Source organism: Chitinophaga pinensis DSM 2588 (assembly GCF_000024005.1).
Classification (GTDB): domain Bacteria; phylum Bacteroidota; class Bacteroidia; order Chitinophagales; family Chitinophagaceae; genus Chitinophaga; species Chitinophaga pinensis.
The window spans coordinates 1,606,768-1,627,074 of sequence record NC_013132.1 but is presented as its reverse complement, the minus strand read 5'-3'; the positions used below and the strand labels follow the sequence as shown (position 1 = coordinate 1,627,074).

Annotated in this window: 13 protein-coding genes; 9 read left to right on the top strand and 4 right to left on the bottom strand. The window is 46.6% G+C overall.

What is annotated here, in order from left to right:
• Positions 1-120: 120 nt before the first annotated feature.
• From CPIN_RS06730 to CPIN_RS36420, 8 genes are all read left to right on the top strand, one after another.
• Positions 121-702 carry an RNA polymerase sigma factor gene (locus CPIN_RS06730; protein ID WP_012789032.1) on the top strand — a complete coding sequence of 194 codons (582 nt, stop codon included), beginning with the start codon at positions 121-123 and terminating at the stop codon, positions 700-702.
• A gap of 105 nt (positions 703-807) precedes the next feature.
• Positions 808-1,737 carry an ABC transporter ATP-binding protein gene (locus tag CPIN_RS06725; RefSeq protein ID WP_012789031.1) on the top strand — a complete coding sequence of 310 codons (930 nt, stop codon included), beginning with the start codon at positions 808-810 and terminating at the stop codon, positions 1,735-1,737.
• Positions 1,734-3,980, top strand: a complete 2,247-nt coding sequence (locus CPIN_RS06720) for a Gldg family protein (RefSeq protein ID WP_012789030.1) — start codon at positions 1,734-1,736, stop codon at positions 3,978-3,980. Before CPIN_RS06725 ends, CPIN_RS06720 begins: the two co-directional genes overlap by 4 nt.
• A 6-nt stretch (positions 3,981-3,986) precedes the next feature.
• Positions 3,987-5,051 (top strand): FecR family protein, encoded by a 1,065-nt coding sequence (locus CPIN_RS06715; protein WP_012789029.1) that lies wholly within the window; start codon positions 3,987-3,989, stop codon positions 5,049-5,051.
• A 178-nt stretch (positions 5,052-5,229) separates the two neighbouring features.
• Positions 5,230-8,856 (top strand): SusC/RagA family TonB-linked outer membrane protein, encoded by a 3,627-nt coding sequence (locus CPIN_RS06710; protein ID WP_222838185.1) that lies wholly within the window; start codon positions 5,230-5,232, stop codon positions 8,854-8,856.
• Positions 8,857-8,867: 11 nt separating this feature from the next.
• The gene (locus CPIN_RS06705; protein WP_012789027.1) at positions 8,868-10,232 is read left to right on the top strand and encodes a RagB/SusD family nutrient uptake outer membrane protein; all 1,365 of its coding nucleotides are present in this window, start codon (positions 8,868-8,870) and stop codon (positions 10,230-10,232) included.
• A gap of 173 nt (positions 10,233-10,405) precedes the next feature.
• Positions 10,406-11,743, top strand: coding sequence for a Gfo/Idh/MocA family protein (locus tag CPIN_RS06700; RefSeq protein WP_012789026.1), 1,338 nt, complete (start codon positions 10,406-10,408; stop codon positions 11,741-11,743).
• Between the two features lie 356 nt (positions 11,744-12,099).
• Positions 12,100-12,954 (top strand): AraC family transcriptional regulator, encoded by an 855-nt coding sequence (locus CPIN_RS36420; RefSeq protein WP_012789025.1) that lies wholly within the window; start codon positions 12,100-12,102, stop codon positions 12,952-12,954.
• A gap of 41 nt (positions 12,955-12,995) precedes the next feature.
• Here the strand turns inward: CPIN_RS36420 and CPIN_RS06690 are convergent, their stop codons facing one another.
• The 4 genes from CPIN_RS06690 to CPIN_RS39315 all read right to left on the bottom strand — a co-directional run bounded on the left by CPIN_RS06690 (position 12,996) and on the right by CPIN_RS39315 (position 19,008).
• Complete coding sequence (locus CPIN_RS06690; protein WP_012789024.1) at positions 12,996-13,412, bottom strand: OsmC family peroxiredoxin; 417 nt, start codon at positions 13,410-13,412, stop codon at positions 12,996-12,998.
• 24 nt (positions 13,413-13,436) lie between these two features.
• Positions 13,437-14,213: an alpha/beta hydrolase gene (locus tag CPIN_RS06685; RefSeq protein WP_012789023.1), complete on the bottom strand. Its 777-nt coding sequence runs from the start codon at positions 14,211-14,213 to the stop codon at positions 13,437-13,439.
• 84 nt (positions 14,214-14,297) lie between these two features.
• Positions 14,298-15,683, bottom strand: coding sequence for a sigma-54-dependent transcriptional regulator (locus CPIN_RS06680; RefSeq protein WP_012789022.1), 1,386 nt, complete (start codon positions 15,681-15,683; stop codon positions 14,298-14,300).
• Between the two features lie 76 nt (positions 15,684-15,759).
• A complete protein-coding gene (locus tag CPIN_RS39315; RefSeq protein WP_012789021.1) occupies positions 15,760-19,008 on the bottom strand; it encodes a sigma 54-interacting transcriptional regulator in 3,249 nt (1,082 codons plus the stop codon).
• A 365-nt stretch (positions 19,009-19,373) separates the two neighbouring features.
• Between CPIN_RS39315 and CPIN_RS06670 the strand changes: the two genes are divergently transcribed.
• Positions 19,374-20,306: a helix-turn-helix domain-containing protein gene (locus CPIN_RS06670; protein ID WP_012789020.1), complete on the top strand. Its 933-nt coding sequence runs from the start codon at positions 19,374-19,376 to the stop codon at positions 20,304-20,306.
• Position 20,307: the final 1 nt, after the last annotated feature.

Here is a 20,307-nt window from a genome sequence, read left to right as displayed (position 1 = left end):
GGATGCAATGGCAGTCCGCGACGTATGCTATCCTGTGAGGCATTGTCCAGTAAGAAGTTCTCCGCATTACCTTGTAAGACTGACGCACCTTTACCTTATTTTTTTGTAGATTTATAACCGATGAACACTTATGGTAATATGTCGGATGCAGCATTGGCGGACCTTCTCAGGTCTGGCGACAGATCCGCATTTGAAGAAATCTACCATCGTTTTAAGTTCATTCTACATAACCATGCCTGGCAGAAAACCAGGGATGAAGAAGAAGCCAAAGATGCTATCCAGGAGGTTTTTACCTCCTTATGGGCGAAGAGAGACACGATCAACGTCGGCAGTAATCTGGCGGGATACCTGTACGCCAGCGTCCGTAATCACATCCTGAACAACATTGCACATAAAGAAGTACAGGACAAATATCTTACCTCCATCAGGCGGTTCACGGAAGAACAAACAGTTATTACAGACCACCGGGTACGGGAAAACCTTTTTACAGCGCTCATAGAAAAGGAAATAGCGGCTTTACCTCCGCGGATGCGGGAGGTATTTGAACTGAGCCGCAAACACCACCTGAGCCACAAAGAGATCGCTCAGATCATGGGAACAACAGAGCAGACTGTCAAAAAGCAAATGACCGTCGCCCTAAAGGCACTACGCAGGAAATTCGGGGTAATGACCTGGGTGTTGCTCTATTTCTTCTACCGGTAAGCATTACGTATCACCACTTTATCTCCCTTAAAAAAATATTTTCATCACCTATACCTCCTTCGCAGGTAGCTCCCTGTCTTACTGTTATCAACCACAAATCAGACATTGGGACAATACATCGTAAGAACAGCTCATTTATATCACAGATATAACAGGCAATGGGCTATACAGGATATTAATATTTCTATCGGTCATACCGGCGTACTGGGACTGTTAGGTTCAAATGGTGCGGGAAAATCCACCACCATGAACATCTTATGCGGCGTACTGAACCAGACAACGGGGAAAGTCTATATAGATGATACCGATCTGCAGGAGTACCCGGAAAAGGCTAAAAGATTGCTGGGGTTCCTCCCTCAACACGCACCACTACATCTGGACCTGACAGTGGACGAATACCTTACCTATTGCGCACATATCAGGGATATTCCTGCAAAAGCAGTTAAATCGGCCGTGGCAGCTGTAAAAGATAAATGCGGCGTCACAGCTTTCGGTAAACGTCTGCTGAGTAATCTTTCCGGTGGTTACCGGCAGCGGGTAGGCATCGCTCAGGCCATCATTCACAAGCCCAAACTTGTTGTACTCGATGAACCTACCAACGGACTTGATCCTATTCAGATCAAGGAAGTACGTCATCTGATAAGAGAGATTGCAGAAGAACGGGCAGTCATTTTCTCCTCTCATATTCTGTCTGAAGTGCAGGCTACCTGTAATGAAATCCGCATGATAGAAGGCGGGCAGATCGTATTTTCCGATACTATGGAGGCATTTAATAATTACATTCTACCTAACTCCATGATCGTTGCGATGGACAATCCCCCTGCAATGGAAGAACTGGCCATCATACCAGGCGTCAATAAGGTGGAACTACTGCACGACCAGCGGATCCGTATACATTTCAGCGGTTCCTCCACTATCTCTCAGCAGATCGTACATATGAGTGTCGCACACGACTGGCAGCTCAATGAAGTAACACCCGAAAAAAGCTCACTGGACGAAATATTTGCTCAGCTCTCTAACCGGAATTTTAAATGAAGAAGATATTAAAAATAGCAAAACTGGAGTTGAGTATCCTCTTTTATGCGCCTGTAGCCTGGCTGGTACTCGTTATTTTCATGGTACAGTGCAGTATGCACTTTTTCAATCTGTACCAGGGCATACGGGAAGGTCTATCCGCCGGTATCAATATCAATAATATTACCTACGCCGTTTTTCCGGATCAACCCGGATTATTCACAGAAGTACTGCAGCACCTTTATCTCTATATTCCGCTGCTCACCATGGGCCTCATGAGCCGTGAAACCAGCAGTGGCTCTATAAAACTATTACTCTCCTCTCCGGTGAAAATACGGGAGATCATACTGGGAAAATATCTGGCTATCGCCGTTTACAGTCTGCTACTGATGCTCATTCTTTGCATCTATGCTGTCATCGCTGTGCTGACTATCAAAGATGCAGACACCGGCCTGATTATCTCCGGATTAACCGGATTATTTCTGCTGACGGCCACCTATGCGGCGATCGGACTTTTTATGTCCAGTCTGACGTCTTATCAGGTGGTAGCTGCTATCAGCACCCTGGCTGTATTTGCCGGACTCAGATTTATCGGATCTGTGGGTCAGGAAACTGACTTTCTCCGCGACCTCACCTATTTCCTCTCTATCTCAGGACGAGCCGACGAGATGCTGAAAGGACTAATCAGTACAAAAGATGTCATTTATTTTCTGCTGATCATCCTTTTATTCCTGTCCCTCTGTATCATGCGCCTGCAAAATGACAGGAAACATGATTCTCTGCCAGTACAATCAGGTAAATATCTAGCCCTGTGCGCAGTCATACTTTTCGCTGGCTATCTCAGTGCAAGACCTTCTCTTACCGCATACCTCGATATGACAGCTACCAAAAAACGTACGCTTACGCTGGAAAGCCAGGCCATCGTCAAACAGGTACAGGGGCCACTGAAAATAACGACCTACGTAAATCTTCTGGATGATAACGTATATTTCGGATTACCGGCAGCCAGGAACACTGACCTCCAGCGATTTGAACAATTCAGGAGATTTATTCCCGGCATGACATTCGACTATGTGTATTACTATGATGATCCGGTAAAAGAAGATTATGAAGCAGGAATGACCAGCTATCAGCTCGATCTGAATGGCTTGAATACACAGCAGAAAGCAGAGAAAGTGGCAGAAAATATGGGATTGGATATGGGGATGTTCCTGCCTCCTGCTGAGATCCGGAAACGAACCAACCTGGCGCCAGAGAACAATAACATTATACGAACCGTTGAATATAAAGGCCGGACAAGCATACTCAGACTATACAATGGATTCGACCAGTTTCCCTCTGAAAGGGAAATCAGCACGGCCATCAAACAACTACTGATACCCGCACAAAAAGTAGTATTTGTAAGCGGAGACAATGAAAGAAGCATCAAGAAAAAGGGGGATAGGAATTATCATATGATGGCTACGATGAAACGGAACAGAATTGCACTGGTCAACCAGGGATTTGATGTCATGGAAACAGATCTTCACACACAGGAAATACCTGACAGTCTGAGCGTACTGGTCATAGGAGATCCTGCCATCCAACCGGATAGTACTGAAATGCGTAAGCTCACTGCTTATATTAACCAGGGCGGGAATCTGCTGATCACCGGTGAACCAGGCAGACAATCACTACTGAATCCGCTACTGGCACAATTGGATATCAGTATGAAAGAAGGTATACTGGTGAGACCGAGCAAAGATGACGCTCCGGACCTGATCTATGGTCAGCTGGATGCACGAACAGCTGTTGCCATGGAAAGCGCTGCCGCCATTACGTATACTGACCGCGGCAGGTTTAAAACGGATACGGTTGTCATGAGTGGCCCAACCGGATGGAATACACTTACAAACGTAGACCCGTCTGGCACACTGATCTATCAGGCCGGCGATGAGAAGGGGCGCTTCCCTATCGTATTGGCGCTGACGAGAACAATAAATAATAAAGAACAGCGAATTATGGTATCGGGCGATGCTGATTTCATGAGCAATGCAGCACTGGATCATCCTAAAGGAGCGAACCAGCTGCTTGTGAATAATATCTTTCAATGGTTCAGTAACGGCGCATTTCCACTTGAAATAGGCAGACCTGTTATGACAGATGATCAGCTTTCGGTGAACAGAAAACAGATCTCCAAACTGAAACTGGTCTTCCTCGGTATCATACCTGCCCTGCTGATCGCAATCGCCGCCATTATTCTCATCAGAAGAAAAAGAAACTGATCCCATATGGATGAACAGGCAATAAAAGCACTCCTGGAGAAATACAAAGCAGGAGCCGCATCCGAAGAAGAACTGGCCCTGCTGGAAAGCTGGTATTCAGACTATGAGGAAGAAGGACCGTCAACACTCTCTATGGAGAAACGTTTGGCTGCTGTAGACGAAGTATGGCAAAAGCTAGGCGGACAGCCTGCCCGCACCCGCAGGTTATGGCCCCGGATAGCAGTAGCGGCTGCCGCTGTATTGGTCATACTTTTTGTGAGTCTATATTATACGGGCCGTCAACAACCTAAAATAGTACATCAGGATATTGTGCCGGGATCCAACAAAGCTATATTGACCCTCACAAATGGTAAGACGATCGATCTGAGCAGTCAGAAGACAGGGGTTGTGATCAATACAACTGCATTGGCTTATGACGATGGGACGCCTATAGCCGGTGATAATGATACCCGCTCCCCACAGCTGATGGTATTGCATACGCCGAGAGGGGGTACTTATCAAATCGTTTTACCTGACGGAACAAAGGTATGGCTGAATGCAGCCTCTACCTTGAAGTTCCCTGCCAGCTTCGCTAATCAGCAGGAAAGAAAGATCGCGCTGACCGGAGAAGCCTATTTTGAAGTGGCTCCTGCAGCCAGACAACCATTCCTGGTAGATGCAGGCACTCAACAGATACAGGTATTAGGTACACATTTTAATATCAATGCCTACGAAGAAGAAGAGACGCCCAGAACGACGCTACTGGAAGGTAGTATCCGAGTAGGACAGATATTACTAAAACCGGGGGAACAGGCTGCAGGCGCCTTGAAAATAACAGCTGTCAATGTGGATGAAATCATGGGCTGGAAAAACGGATACTTTGTTTTTGAGAACGAACAACTGCCTTCCGTTATGCGCAAAATTGCCAGATGGTATGATGTGGATGTCCGGTTTAACGGAGAGATCCCTACAGATGAATTCGGGGGAAGAGTCAGCCGGTCCAGTAATTTGTCACAGGTATTGAGAAAGCTTGAGCTAACTAATAAAGTTCATTTTAACATAAACGGGAGGACAATTACAGTAACAAAGTAAAAGCAAGCGACCATTCAGCAGAAAGCCAGCCGTGCTCGCGACACAACTGGCCAGATGCCTGGCGCTCAGTAGTAGAATCGGGGATTATATCAACCAAAAACCAGACAAGCAAATGTATCGAAATTATGCCATCAAAATTGGCGTGCCGGTGAGGCATGTCCAGCAACTATTGCGAATAATGAAATTATCAACCATCCTCTTGCTGGTAGGTTTCATGCAGGTAAGTGCAGCTGTATATGCACAAAAGATCACCTTATCGGAGCGCAATGCCGAGCTGAAACAACTGTTCACAAAAATACAGGAGCAGAGTGACTACGATTTTGTTTATACCCGGCAACAGCTGCAAACGGCAAAGCCGGTCAATATCCATGTCGCCGGCATGGAGCTCAGCGATGTATTACGCCTTATTTTCAAAGATCAGCCTTTAACGTATATTATCGACGATAAGACAATTGTTGTCAAAGACAGGGATATCGTCTTCCCCCCTGAAGCGCCCGATCCTTTTGATATACAGGGACAGGTACTGAATGAAAAAGGATTGCCTTTGCAGTCTGCCACCGTAAGGATAATTGGTACCCGGCAACAGCAGTTGACCGACATTGACGGAAAGTTTTTCTTTACAGATGTACTTAAGCAGGGAAAGTTCATTGTCTCATATATTGGTTACCGGACAGATACCATTGCCATCAGGGGGAAAACAACATTCATTATCCAACTTGATCCACAGGCGAAAGCTATACAGGAGATCAGCATTGTATCAACCGGTTACCAGGAGCTACCCAGAGAACGCGCTACCGGCTCATTCGAAGTCGTATCTAAAGAACAGCTGCAGCATAGTACGGATATCAATCTTGTCAGACGGCTGGAAGGGATCACTAACTCAATGGATTTCAGGAATGATCTACGTCCGGTCAATTCCAGCAACCCCAATGCACAACGCTCTCCACTGGCGAATCTGACCATCAGGGGAAAGAATACATTAAATGAATCTGTCAATGCCGATCTGAATGGCAACTATAGTGGTCAGCCGCTGGTAGTGATAGACGGTATCGCCAGCCCCTATTCCATTGATAAGATCAATCCGAATGATGTAGAAAGCATTACCATTCTCAAAGACGCAGCAGCAGCTTCTATATGGGGATCACGGGCCGCAAACGGGGTAATCGTTGTAAAGACCAAGCGCGGTGCATACAACCGGGCACTCCGGGTATCATTCAACAGCAATGTTGCTACTTCCGGTAAAGTAGATCTGTTCTATAACAAGACCATGTCTGTTTCTGATCTGATAGACGCACAGATGTTACAGTTCATCAATGCCGACAGGTCTTTACCTTCTATCAGTATCAGCAGCCTTTATGGTCAGGAGCCTGTTTCACCGGTTGCGGAGATCATGGATGCCTGGAAAAATAAAGGCACACTCACTGAGGCAGCAGCCATGGCACAACTGGATGTGCTCAGACAAAACGATATCAGAAGAGATTATACAAAATACTTCCTGCGCAACCCTATCACTCAAAGCTATTCACTTGCCGTAGATGGAGGTACCGAACACTCCAACTACCGGCTATCTGCCGGTTATGACAGAGGCATCAACAATACACGCAATTCAAGCCAGGATCATGTGGCACTGACGCTCAACGCTGCTTTCCGTCCGCTGAAACACCTGGAACTACAGGGTAACATCGCTTATAATGTGCAACAGAATAACGAACAGGCTCCAGATAACAGGATCACCGGTGTATCCAGTGCCCCTTTTTATCCATACAGCCGCCTGGCCGACGATGAAGGTCGTCCGCTGGAACTGACGAAGATGTACAGACCTGGTTTCGTAGAGATGTTTGAGAAAACATACCCCACACAGTTCCTGAGCTGGCGCTATACACCCCTTGAAGATATCAATGAGGGGTATAACAAATTAAAAGCACAAAGCCTTAATATGAATTTCAGCGCTAATTACAGGATCGTGGAAGGACTGTCCCTTCAGGCTACCTACAACTACAACACCGGCCGTAGTAATGATAACACCCTGTACAGACAGCAGTCTTTTTTCATGCGCAACCTGATCAATTATTTCACTACTTCGCTCGCCTCTGCTAACCCCATGACGGGCGATCCCGTCACTCCGTTTGTAAGACAGCTGCCATTGGGAGGACAGTACAATACCAGTCTGACCCGGTCCAGCAATCAGACGATGAGAGGACAGCTGAACTTTGACAGGACATGGAAGGCTAAACACCAGATTTCTGCTATTGCCGGTCTGGACGTGGCACAGAACTACAGTATCGTTACCAGCAATGGTTTCTACGGATACGACGAAAATACACTGCAAAGCAATAACCGCCTCGATTATAAGACCATGCTTCCTATTGTCTTCTCTGAAGACTTCAGCGGCTACAATGGCGAATATATTCCCAATCTTGACGCAGGGTTTATCGACAATAAAGTGAGAACTTTCAGCTGGTATACCAATATGGCATATACCTTCGACAGTCGTTATACCTTATCTGCCAGCTTCCGGTCAGATCTTTCCAGTGAATTCGGACGCGGCACAAACCGTAAAGGAGCGCCTTATTACTCTGTTGGCGGCGCATGGAATATCCACCATGAGAAATTCTATCATTCAACACTATTCCCAACACTTACGTTCAGAACGACGTTTGGCTACAACGGTAACGTAAACCCTTCTGTACTGGCCCGCCCGCTTGTTACATATTCTATTTTCGATGGCGTCAACGGCCTGCCATATGCATATACCAGCTTTGGTACCGGTATCACCAACAGTAAACTGCGTCCGGAGAAGACAGGTATTCTGAATATAGGTGTTGATTTCGCGATGAAAGGCAACCGTCTTTCGGGTAGCGTACAATACTTTATCAAGAAAACATCCGATCTGATTGCAGGTGGGGCATTAGATCCGAGTACAGGCTATACAAACATCACTTACAATACAGGCAACTTACTGGGCCATGGTATTGACATATCCCTCAACTCGCTGAATATTCAGCGGGGGAAATTCAGATGGAACACCAATTTCCTCTTCAGCTATAACCGTGTAAAAGTGACAAAACTGTATGCGACGGCAGCAAGTGCCGCCGGCCAGGTAGTATCCAACAGCTCCGGCTCTTACAATGAAGGCTACGATCTTTCCCGCTTATTCGGATACAGATGGGCAGGACTGGACCCGGCAACCGGCGATCCACGTGGATATGCAGATGGGCATATTGTCACTATCTCCAATACTCCTGACGGCAACAGCGCCTATAACAGTTTGCAGACCGCTCCTATTTCTTCATTAAGATATTTCGGTTCAGCAGTACCGGTATGGTATGGTTCCCTGCGTAATACCTTTAATTATGGCCCCTTCTCTGCAACGGCAGGCATCCTGTACAAAATGGGTTATTATGTAAGAAGACCTCAATCGCAGGTATTAAACTACAGTCAGCTGTATAGTACCAACGCCACAATACAGGGTATAGAGTACCAGGACAGGTGGAAACAAGCCGGAGATGAATCACATACGAATGTGCCATCTGCTGTTTATACCGCCACTAATCAGAACCGCGATAACTTCTATTATTACTCGGAGATAAATGTCCTGAAGGGCGATCATATCCGCTTACAGGAGATTAATCTCTCCTACCTGATACCCGCTGCCAAAAGCAAGTTTATCAGGAATCCAAGGATATATGCCAACATCAGTAATCTGGGGATTATCTGGCGGGCCAATAACAAAGGGATCGATCCGGAAGTATTCGACTATCCCAATCCAAAGTCCTACAGCCTTGGCTTTTCTGCAAACTTTTAAATCTTACGACGATGAAAACATTTCCGATAATATTGCTGGTTTGTATGGGGTTTGCCTCCTGCAGAAAATTTGTGGATATTAAAAAGAGCAGTGCCCAATCTTTTGTAGAAACTGCGAATGATTGCCAGTTACTGATGGACAATTATGAGCTTTTCAATACCAATTATCCCGCTGATGGAGAATTATCAGCCAATGACTATTATCTTGACGATGCAGGCTATCATCTTGACCGGGTCACCATTGAAGCCAGAACCCTTTATACCTGGCAGCCCAATGCCATCCGCGCTTCTGCTGATGCCTGGGTGAAACAGTACAACAAGATCTACCATGCCAATCTTGTGCTGGAAACACTGGCTACATTATCCGGTACGGAGATCGGTCATCTGAAAGGCAGTGCCCTTTTTCTGCGGGCATATGCCTTATGGGCACTAGCGCAATTGTACATTCAACCTTACAGCAGCGCTACCTTGCAGGCGCCAGGGCTTCCCATTCACCTGAAATCAGATATCAATGATGTACCGGGCAGGGGTACGGTAAAGGAAACATACGATCATATTGTAAACACTTTACAGGAAGCGGCAGACCTTTTAAACACCACCTCTTCCATTGCTTCCAGACCCAATAAAGCGGCCGCTTATGCGATGCTGGCCCGGGTATATCTCTCTATGCAGGATTATCCCAATGCAAGGATTAATGCGGATAAGGCACTGGCACTACGCCATGAATTGCTGGATTATAACACGGCAGACCCGAATACCTTAACTCCTTTCGTACGGTTTAACAAAGAGGTGATCTTCCAGTCAGTAAAAACCAGGGAAGATGCACTGGATCCTGGATATGGAGAAGGCAACAGTGCGATCATTGTTCCGGAACTGATCAATAGTTATGCAGCAAACGACCTGCGGAAGTCCATTTTCTTTAAAGAGAATCTGAGCGATGTGGATTATACAACGCCGCTGGGTACCTTTCGTTTTACGGGCAACTATGATCCTGCGGTATCATCGGCCCAGTTCAACGGCCTGTCTGTAGATGAAATGTATCTGATCAGGGCAGAAGGATATGCCAGAGCCAATAACGCAGCCGCAGCCATGGAAGATATCAATACCTTATTACGTAGCAGATGGAAGGCAGGGACCTATACAAACCAGATGGCAGCCAATGGCGCTCAGGCGTTGCAGATAGTGCTAAAAGAGCGAAGAAAGGAGCTGGTCATGCGAGGTTTACGTTGGACAGATCTCCGCAGGTTACAGGATGAAACCCTGACCCGCATGGTAGATGGTACAACTTTTACGTTAGCCCCAGGGGATAGCAGGTTTACGCTGCTGATCCCCCAGGAGGTCATCACAAATTCACAATTACCCCAAAATCCAAGATAGGGAATCAAAAACCACCCAAGCCCGCCCCGGTCAGCACTAGCGAACCGGGGCTTTTTCTTTCAGAATGACACTCCCCTTCCTTTCATCAAAAAATGCCCCGCTCCCATTTAAATTTTTATACATTAGATCACCTATCATAAAATCCATTTTAAACAGAAAACAGGTTCAACGTTATGGAAAGAAGAGACTTTATTAAAACAGGCGGTTTGGCCGGCCTGGGAGCTGGTCTGACGATACTCAATTTCCCCGTATTCGGTAAAAATGCGCCCAGTAACAAACTGGTATTAGGTGTTATGGGCATCAATTCCAGGGGTAACTGGCTGGCACAATGCGCGGCGAAGCTGCCTGGTGCAGAAATCGGTTATGTATGTGATGTGGAAGACGGTGCTATCGCCAGGGGATTGAAGGCCATTTCCGGTGCGCAGGAGAAGAAACCAACCGTCATCAAAGATATCCGGCAGTTGCTGGAAAAGAAAGACCTGGATGCCCTGTTCGTGGCTACACCAGATCACTGGCACGCACCTGCGGCGATTATGGCCACCGCTGCAGGTAAACATGTCTATGTAGAAAAACCCTGTGCCCACAATCCGGCGGAAGGGGAAATGCTCGTAGCTGCCGCAAAGAAATTCAACCGCCTGGTACAGATGGGTAGTCAGCGCCGCTCCTGGCCCAATATGCAACAGGCTGTCCTGGAAATAAAAGAACAACAGGTATTAGGTAAGATCTATTATGGCAAAAGCTGGTATCTGAATAACCGTAAGCCGATTGGTATCGGTAAAAAAATACCTGTGCCGGATACCCTCAACTGGGACCTCTGGCAGGGACCTGCTCCCCGTCGCGACTACCTGAACAATATCGTACACTATGACTGGCACTGGCGCTGGCATTGGGGTACTTCTGAAACCTGTAATAACGCCACACACGAACTGGATTGCCTCCGTTGGTTCATGGACCTGGAATTCCCAACGAAAGTCACCTCCGCCGGCGGCCGCTACGCCTATCCAAAAGATGACTGGGAAACACCAGATACCCAGACACTGAATTTTGAATTTGAGGGAGGTAAAGCCATTTCCTGGGAAGGCAGAAGCTGCAGTAACTATAAAGTAGAAGGCAGTGACCGAGGTTTCGCCATATTCGGAGAAAACGGCACCCTGTACGTTCCCGGCAATGACAGCTATAAAATCATCGATAACCAGGGTAAAACGGTCAAAGAGGTAAAACAGGCTGCTCCTACCGAACAAAAAGCGACCAATGTGGTAAGTCCGGCAGGTGAATACTATGATGCTATCCATATCAATAACTTCCTGGAAAGCATCCGTGGAAACGCTACCCTCAATGCAGAGATCAATATTGGTTATCGTAGTACCTTATTGCCGCTGCTGGGCAATATCGCACAACGTACCGGCACTATCCTGCACACAGACCCGTCCAACGGACATATTCTCAATAATCCGGAAGCCACGAAACTCTGGAAAAGAGAATATGAAAAAGGCTGGGCGCCAAAAATCTAAGCGTTCACAAATATTTTTTAAACCACATAAGTGTATAAGGTGACCATCATACCAGCTATGAAGGATTGCACCGTTATGCCTATACCTTACTAAGGCAGCGAGGAGGCCAATGACGTTGTGCAGTCCAGACAGTCATTTTATCTCACTGACAGGGCATTTGAGCAATATGCCTCTATTTATTGGAAACCGGCACCGAACATTTGTTACCATATGCTGTTAAGATAAGAATACGTCCCCATTGCCAGCTTAGCACTGTTCCATATTAACGACTACAACATTCATGACCATACAGAGAGTTCGGGTAGAAGAATTACGCCCCTATAGACATGTCTTCTGGAACCATTAAATACTATTTTATGACCAACGACGCTTTTTTGACATCCTTGACTATCACAAAATTTGAACAAACCACAACTGTTGTCAGCCATCCTGTCCAGGCTGCCGGTCAAACAAACGGTTTTGAGATCATCTGGGTGGAAAAAGGTGCAGGATATTGCCAGATTGACCAGAAAAGATACGCTATCAGCAACAATGCGCTTATCTGCGTACAGCCCGGACAGCAATGGAAACTACATCCTACAAGTCCCTGCCAGGGGCTACTGATCTTCCTGGCGGACGTGGACCCCAGAAACAACATGAATGGCTGGGAAATGACCTGGGTAGGCAACCTGGTACACCTGCTGGCTGTTTGTCCGGTAATGGAGGCAGAAGAGCCCTTTGCCCACAACTTTCGCACCGTCATGGCGCAGATCTCCAGGGAGTACGACCATCAGCAGGAGTCCAGTATGCCTATTATTCAGCGTTACCTTGACATTATCCTGCTGTACGTATCCCGGCAACTGGGTTCTTTCAGAACCACTCATTTATCAGGAAAATCAAAACTGGTAAGGGAATTCAGTATGCTGGTAGATAGTAAGTTCCGGGACCTGAAACTGGTAACCCAGTATGCCTCACGCCTCCGGATCTCACCCAATTACCTGAATGAGGCCGTCAAAAGTATTCTGGGATATCCTGCCAGCCATTACATCCGTAACAGGATCATCCTGGAGGCCAAGCGAAAGGCCATCTATTCTAATGAGAGCATGAAGGAAATCGCTTATTCACTGGGGTTTGACAATACGGCGCACTTCAGTAAATACTTCAAGAATTCAAGTGGTATGTGTTTCTCTACATTCAAGAAAGAGGGGAATAACATTTTTGAACCGGCGTAAAACAGCGGTAGCCGTCCACAAAAGGCGGGACGGCTACCGCCTCACCAGTTTTGCAGATTAGCTTCTGTTGTAATCATAATATTCAATGCCATACTCACCGGACAGTTCCTTTTAGCTTCCCGGACACATACGTCAAAATCGTCCGGACTTATCCCCCACACCTTTCCTGTCACGACCAACCGGGATGCTGTGATGACGCCATTTTCAAAGTTTACGTAGGCGGTGGTTTCCAACGCTTCAGGAAAGTAGCCCGCTTCATCGAGTACAAAGCTCAGCTTCATGGTAAAACAGCCTGCATGTGCAGCTGCCAGCAATTCTTCAGGATTGGTGCCTTCTTCGCTGGTAAATCTGCTGCTAAAAGAATAGACCTGCTTATCAAGTGCTTCACTTTCTGTCGTCATATGTCCTCTGCCATCTTTCCCGGCACCATGCCATATGGCTTTCGCATATCGTTTCATGGATCGGGTCACTTTAAGTATCTATCAATGCTGTGTTATCCATTGCAGGATCTCGTCCGCATCTTCTTTCCAGGTGGGCAGCCCCAATACATAGTGGTTACGCTTTTTCAGCTTAAAATCGACTACAGACGAGTTATTGTAACGTGCATATACCCGCTCGCATAAGCCTGGCGGGATACACTGGTCTTCCGACCCTGCCAGTATCAGTAAAGGTCCCTGTGGCTTTTTAAAGTCCACCTTCGCTTCATTGCTCAAAGCGCCCCTGATTGCCCTTCTGGATTCAGGAATAGTCAGCTGCTCGTAGCTGGTTTGCTGCTCAGCCAGTGACATACCATTGGTGAAAGCGAACTGCCATGTTTTGAACGGCATCAGGTAAGTGGTATTGACCGTAGAAAAGAAACCTAAAGCAGCCGTATTGGATTTGAGGAAATTGATTTCGTAAGGGAAAACTCCTTTAGGCGGCACGGCGTGTATAGCCACTCCGGCAACGCCGTATCCTTTGTTCAGGAGCACCTGGGTTATCATTCCGCCAAATGAATGTCCGATCAGGATAGGCTTTTCCGGCAACTTTTTGATAGCGCTGATATAGCTGTCCAGTACCTGCGGCAGATCGACTGCTGCCAGTGCCATATTGGGCTGACGACCACGAAGAGCAGCGGGATCTCCTTCTTTCTGTGGCCAGGAGGGAGCGACTGTAGTATAGCCCTGACGCTGAAAATAGCGGTTCCAGTCGTCCCAACAGCGGTTACTAACGTATGCTCCGGTGATGAATACAATGGTTTTTGATTTGATCTTTTCCATAGCGGTTGATAATTTAAGGTCTACCAAAGCTACCTTAGCGCCGGAGCTGTATCAATGTAAAATCAGGTGATTCATCTGTATATTTTACCCGGGCATCCGCAGTTCATCCTTGTTGATCCCCAGCTTTCTGATCCGGTAATTCAGGGTGGAAACATTCATGGAAAGCAATTCTGCCGCTCCTCCTTTGCCAAAGATCTTCCCCCTGCAACGTCTCAGTACGTCGATGATATGTTCTCTTTCATTTTCCTGCATGGTTTTGACCCGTTCTTCCTGCGCAACAGGTACATATTCTATTTTTTCCGGCAAGGTAATCTGGGTGATCACCGGTCCCTCACACAATAATACCGACCGTTCGATCAGGTGTTCCAGTTCCCGGATATTCCCCGGCCAGGAATACAATATCAGGGAATCCATGACCCTCCGCGTCACCGTCACCAGGGGACGTCCTATATTCCGGCAGTGCATTTCCAGGAAATAATCTACCAAGGCCGGAATATCTTCCCGTCTTTCTCTCAGGGGCGGCAGGTGCAGGGGAAATACATTCAGCCGGTAATAGAAATCCATACGGAACCGGCCATCAGCTACCTCTTTTTCCAGGTTCCTGCTGGTAGCAGAGATAATCCGGACGTCCACTTTCTGTGAGTGCATCGCGCCGATACGTTCAATTTCCTTTTCCTGGAGCACCCGCAGCAGCTTGACCTGCATATCCACCGGCATCTCTCCTATTTCATCCAGGAAGATGGAACCACCACTGGCTTGTTCAAATTTACCAATGTGCCGTTCCAATGCACCGGAGAAGGCCCCTTTCTCATGCCCGAATAAGAGGGACTCAATCAGTTCTGCGGGCATGGCCGCACAGTTCACCTTAATCAGGGGTTTTGATGCTCTGCCGGATAAACGGTGTATCAGATCGGCTATCTTCTCTTTCCCGGTACCGCTTTCCCCTGTAATAAGTACCGACGTATCAGAAGGCGCTACTACTGACAAGTGTTGCATCGTCTGCTGTAAACGCTGACTTTCTCCTATAATACCATAACGGCGGAGCATGGGTTGTATTTCTCTTTCTTTTGTATCCCGGTTCCTCATTACTGCTTCCAGACTATTGGCGTGCAGGTAACGCGCTATTTCCAACGTGATCAGCACTTCCCTTTCCCGGAAGGGTTTTACCAGGAAACCATAGGGAAAAGTCGCTTTTGCTTCATCCAGGATCTGCTTGGTAGAATAGGCAGAGAGATAGATAAAAGCGATGTGTTGTTGCCGCAACTGCTTCGCCAGATCTATGCCCGTCAGTTTCCCTTTCAGATAGATATCTATTAGTACAAAATCAGGTCTGTTCTGTCCGATCATCTGCAACGCCATCTCCGCAGAAGCAGCAATGCCGCTTACCGTGTAGCCCGCGCGCTCCATGATCATCTGGAGGTTATTTGCTTCAATAAAAATATCTTCGACGATCAGTATTTTTTCTTTCATGCGTTGTTTCCTTCGTAGTGATGCTAATACAGTCTTTTGAGCCAATGCCTGTTCGTCTGTTGCGTGGCGTCGTCTTTTATGGTTTCTTCAGAAAATAGGTATGTTCTTTCTGTATGCCCAGCTTTCTGATCCGGTGATTCAGGGTAGATACATGAAGCCCCAATATTTCGGCTGCACCGCCGGGACCGAATATTTTCCCTTTACACTTGTTCAGTACACCCAGTATGTAATCACGTTCCATTTCATCCAGGGTTCGGCTGAAATCTTCTTCCTGGCGCACTTTCGCCTCTGACTTTGGTTGAGACGAAAGGTGGATCTCCCGGATGATATTACCCTGTGTCAGTAGAATACTTCTTTCCAGTACGTGTTCCAGTTCCCGTACATTTCCCGGCCAGTTGTAAGCTGTCAGCTGTTTCATGGCGGTGCTGGACAGTTTGATATTCTTGCGACCCGTGCTTCTGGCAAAGCGTTCAATAAAGTGTGCTGCCAGCAGCGATATATCTTCCTTACGGTCCCGTAAAGGCGGAAGTACGATCGGGAATACATTCAGGCGATAATACAGGTCGCTGCGGAAACGGCCTTCAGCCACTTCTTTTTGTAGATTACGATTAGTAGCAGCTATGATCCTGACGTCTGTTTTGATGGTACTTTTCCCACCGATACGCTCTATTTCTCTTTCCTGGATGGCCCGCAGAAGTTTTACCTGAAGGTCCAGCGGCATCTCCCCTATTTCATCCAGGAAGAGCGTACCATGGTTGGCCAGTTCAAATTTCCCGATCCTCCTTTCTATCGCACCAGTGAAACTCCCCCGTTCATGACCGAATAGTTCGCTTTCTATCAGGTTGGCCGGCAATGCCGCGCAGTTCACCTTTACCATCAGTTTATTTTTACGGGGAGAGCCGTTATGGATGGCCCGCGCAATCAATTCTTTACCCGTACCTGTTTCTCCCAGTATCAATACGGTACTTTGTGCAAAGGAAACCTGTGACAGCATATGGAATACGCGTTGCATTTCAGGCCCTGCACCGATGATGTCCGTATGCGTATATACACTGCTGATCTCCTGCTGCAGGTATAATTTCTCTTCTTCCAGCTTCTCCTTATACCCGTTGATCTCTTTCAGTTGCTGACCAATCTTTTCATCTGCCAGTATATTCGCTACCGCTACGGCTACCTGGTCGGAAATCCCTTTCAGGAGATGCAGATCTCTATGGCGGAAGGAATTTCTTTCTTCGGATAACATGGTAATAAAACCAATGTCTTCATTCTGATTCACCAGCTTTACGCCGGCAATTTCCTTGATCCCGCGTTCGAAGATGAACTGTATCCCGGGATGTCTTCCGGGATTTTTCATCAACAGATTTTCTATGTAAAAGAGTTCCGGTTTATCAGAATGCAACAGCATATCATGGATACCATCAGCAATCGGATATTCTGCAAAAGCGATCTCTTTGAATTCCGGATGCGAAGTACGGCGCTCTTCCACATCAGCCACCAAGACCTTGAAAGCCGTCTTTTCCGCATTAAAGATGCCCACAGTAATATCATTGAAATGAAAGATGCTTTTCAGGCGTTGCCGCATAACGGCAATTAATGCCTCCGCCCCCCTGGTCCTTGCGATGTCAGCGCTGAATGATAACAGGATCTCCTTTTCCTTTTCACGTTGCTGGATGGCTTCGTTGGCCAGCATATTAGCTACCAGTCCTGACAGATGATAAGAGAACCGTTCTATCAGCCGCATATCATCCGCAGAAAAAGAATTGATATTTTCAGCAAGTAATGTCATGCCTCCGAAGACTTCATTGTTATGCATGAGACGGACGCCCGCGATTTCATTGATACCTGCTTCTGCGAGAAAATCAAAGTGTATGCCGCCAACTTTCTGCAGTGCTGCTACGGAGAGCAATACAGCGCTATCCGAGGCCATGACACGGTTATGCAAACCATCCTGTAAAGAATATTCGCGGAAAGCAATGCCTTCAAAATCCTGGTGTTGATTGGCTTTCTCACAATCTTCCAGGATCACTTTATATAGTCCCTTTGCCACGTTGTATTGTACGATCGCAATATCAGAGAAATTCAGGCGCGTTTGCAGGATCTTTTTAATAGTAGGCACCAGTTTACTCTTATCAGAGATACTGGCAATAGAATGGCTGATAGACAACAGCATTTCATTCTCTGCTTCTCTGGCCTGGATATACTCATGGTGACTGATATTCACCATCGCCGTTGCCAGATGGAAAGACACTGCATGGATCAGGTTCTGTACATTGGCATTAAACCAGCCTTTTCCATCTGCATAAAACAGGATGATACCCATAGGGCGCTGATTATTGTCACGCAATGTGACGCCCACACATTCTCTTAGTCCGGCGTTGAATTGCATGATCATATAATCAGGCGCGTTCACCGCAGTAGCTTCTTTTTCAATATCGATCACCAGGGGTGCATTGGCTGCCAGTATATGACTGATCATGCCGTCATTCACCGGGTACCGGCGGGAGCTGATTGTTTCGTAATCAGGATGTGAGCGGCTGGTAGAGTCCGGATCCAGCAGGAACGCGGCACAAGATTGTTCGTCATCACTAAGTTTGACGACCAGACTATAGGTAAAACGGAAAAGTTTTTTCAGTTGGGTGTTAATCAGTTCCAGTAATCCTGTGCGATCTTTTAAGCGACCAATAGCATCACTGATGCTCAATAAAGCCTCTCTTTCCCTGATCTTTTGCTCTATTTCGTCCCTTGCCATGATATTGGCTACTGCCAAAGAAATATGGCTGGAAATAGCCTTTACAACCGGGAAAATAGCTAGTTGAAAATTATCCGGCGTTTTGGAGAAAAAGGACAATACCCCGATCACTTCATTTTCGAATATCAAACCACAGTTAAGTGTTTCTGCCACGCCGGCATCATATACGATCTGCATGTTATCAGTCAGTTCACCGGCAGCTTTCATTTTAGCCAGGTGACAGATAAACGGTTCTCCTTTGTCAATGGCTGCTACCATCCATTCAACACCTATGGGCCAGTCGGCAGTCACCAGTTCGTGATACTGTGTGTGTTCTTTTATCAGCGAACTTGTATCCAGCATAAAGGCTTTGTAATGCTGCGGTCTGCCGGAAGGCACAGAAATAGTACAGTGACTGAAAGAGAAAAAGCTGCTGAAGCGCTCTTTCACCAGGTTCATCAGGTCACTTTTTGCCCTTACCCTGGCAATATCCATTGCGAGGGACAATAGTAGCCGGGTCAGTTCGATGTCGTTCTCCACGGATACAGTGGATGCTACCTTTTGTATTTTCCGTGTGGCCGATTTTGATTGCTGCATGTTAAAGTTGTGGTTTCGCCGGGGTGGTAAACAGATACGGTAAACTTACAAGATATATGGTCAAGCTGTATGCCATGCCTGTAAGTAGTTGGCTATTATTCGCTTAAAGGAACAACTGATCTAGTATCATTGTTCATATATGAATAATTAACCAAAGAATTATCGAAATATGAATAAGTCTACGGACAACTTCATAGCACCCTATTTTTTGGATTGCTAATCCTGAAATACCAATAATCCGGTGGATAATTAACGATATATGAATACCAAAGAAAAGAGAAATAGCGGATAATCAACTAAAAACCAAACACTTACTACGTGGCACCAGATTAGCATATTATATCACGAACTGAAACCACTACATTATGAGCAGTAAAATCCTATACGACACAGGTACAGATGTATTGCCAGAGACCCAAAGTTCGCGAAAACTGAGCAGACCCGAGAAGACCACCCACTTTGAAATCCACAGACTGGAAACAATCAGCAATGACCATCCCTTGCTGGATGGGTTACAGGAGAGACTGCAATACTTCGAGATCGTCTGGATGCAGGAAGGAAACGGCTGTATTTCTATTGACGCCCTTCAGCATCCTTTCGGCAACAACATGATCTACTGTCTGACGCCGGGGCAGGTCAGGCATTGCTGTTTTCAGCAAAATCCTAAAGGTTATTACATCTCCTTTTCGCAGGACTTCCTCTACCGCTGGGCCACCTATACAATGGGCACAACCTGGCTGGATACCCGGATCTATGGCGTCGGACTATCTGTTATATCCCCGGATCAGGATATGCAACTGGAAATCGAAGACCTGATGACAAAGATGTCTAAAGAGTACACTAACCATTATCTTTTACGGTCGGAAGTACTGGCCGGCCTGCTGAATATTCTGGTGATCTATTTCTCGCGCCGGCAGCAGATCAGGGTCAATGAACTGGCACAATCAAAAGAAATAGAACTGGTACAACGGTTTATATCACTGGTAAAAGTGCAATTCAAAACCATGAAGTTTGTAGCTGATTATGCCAGCGAACTTTGTGTAACTGCTAATCACCTGAACCGTATTGTAAAGAAAATAACAGGTATGCCGGCAAGTTCGCACATACAGCAACACATCATCATGGAAGCGAAAAGACAAGCGTTGCATTCAAATGTCAGCATGAAAGAGATTGCTTATCTGCTGGGCTTTGACGATCATTCGCACTTCAGTAAATACTTCAAGAATAACTCCGGCATGAACTTTACCAGTTTTAAGAAAGGCCTGACCAACGAACTTGTGACAGATCCTGTTATTTAGA

Excerpts from the sequence above, each read along its gene's own strand:
- CPIN_RS06710 (WP_222838185.1), top strand. The coding sequence starts at position 5,230 with ATGAAATTATCAACCATCCTCTTGCTGGTAGGTTTCATGCAGGTAAGT.
- CPIN_RS06720 (WP_012789030.1), top strand. The coding sequence starts at position 1,734 with ATGAAGAAGATATTAAAAATAGCAAAACTGGAGTTGAGTATCCTCTTT.
- CPIN_RS36420 (WP_012789025.1), top strand. The coding sequence starts at position 12,100 with ATGACCAACGACGCTTTTTTGACATCCTTGACTATCACAAAATTTGAA.
- CPIN_RS06690 (WP_012789024.1), bottom strand. The coding sequence starts at position 13,412 with ATGAAACGATATGCGAAAGCCATATGGCATGGTGCCGGGAAAGATGGC.
- CPIN_RS39315 (WP_012789021.1), bottom strand. The coding sequence starts at position 19,008 with ATGCAGCAATCAAAATCGGCCACACGGAAAATACAAAAGGTAGCATCC.
- CPIN_RS06685 (WP_012789023.1), bottom strand. The coding sequence starts at position 14,213 with ATGGAAAAGATCAAATCAAAAACCATTGTATTCATCACCGGAGCATAC.
- CPIN_RS06705 (WP_012789027.1), top strand. The coding sequence starts at position 8,868 with ATGAAAACATTTCCGATAATATTGCTGGTTTGTATGGGGTTTGCCTCC.
- CPIN_RS06700 (WP_012789026.1), top strand. The coding sequence starts at position 10,406 with ATGGAAAGAAGAGACTTTATTAAAACAGGCGGTTTGGCCGGCCTGGGA.
- CPIN_RS06730 (WP_012789032.1), top strand. The coding sequence starts at position 121 with ATGAACACTTATGGTAATATGTCGGATGCAGCATTGGCGGACCTTCTC.
- CPIN_RS06715 (WP_012789029.1), top strand. The coding sequence starts at position 3,987 with ATGGATGAACAGGCAATAAAAGCACTCCTGGAGAAATACAAAGCAGGA.
- CPIN_RS06680 (WP_012789022.1), bottom strand. The coding sequence starts at position 15,683 with ATGAAAGAAAAAATACTGATCGTCGAAGATATTTTTATTGAAGCAAAT.
- CPIN_RS06670 (WP_012789020.1), top strand. The coding sequence starts at position 19,374 with ATGAGCAGTAAAATCCTATACGACACAGGTACAGATGTATTGCCAGAG.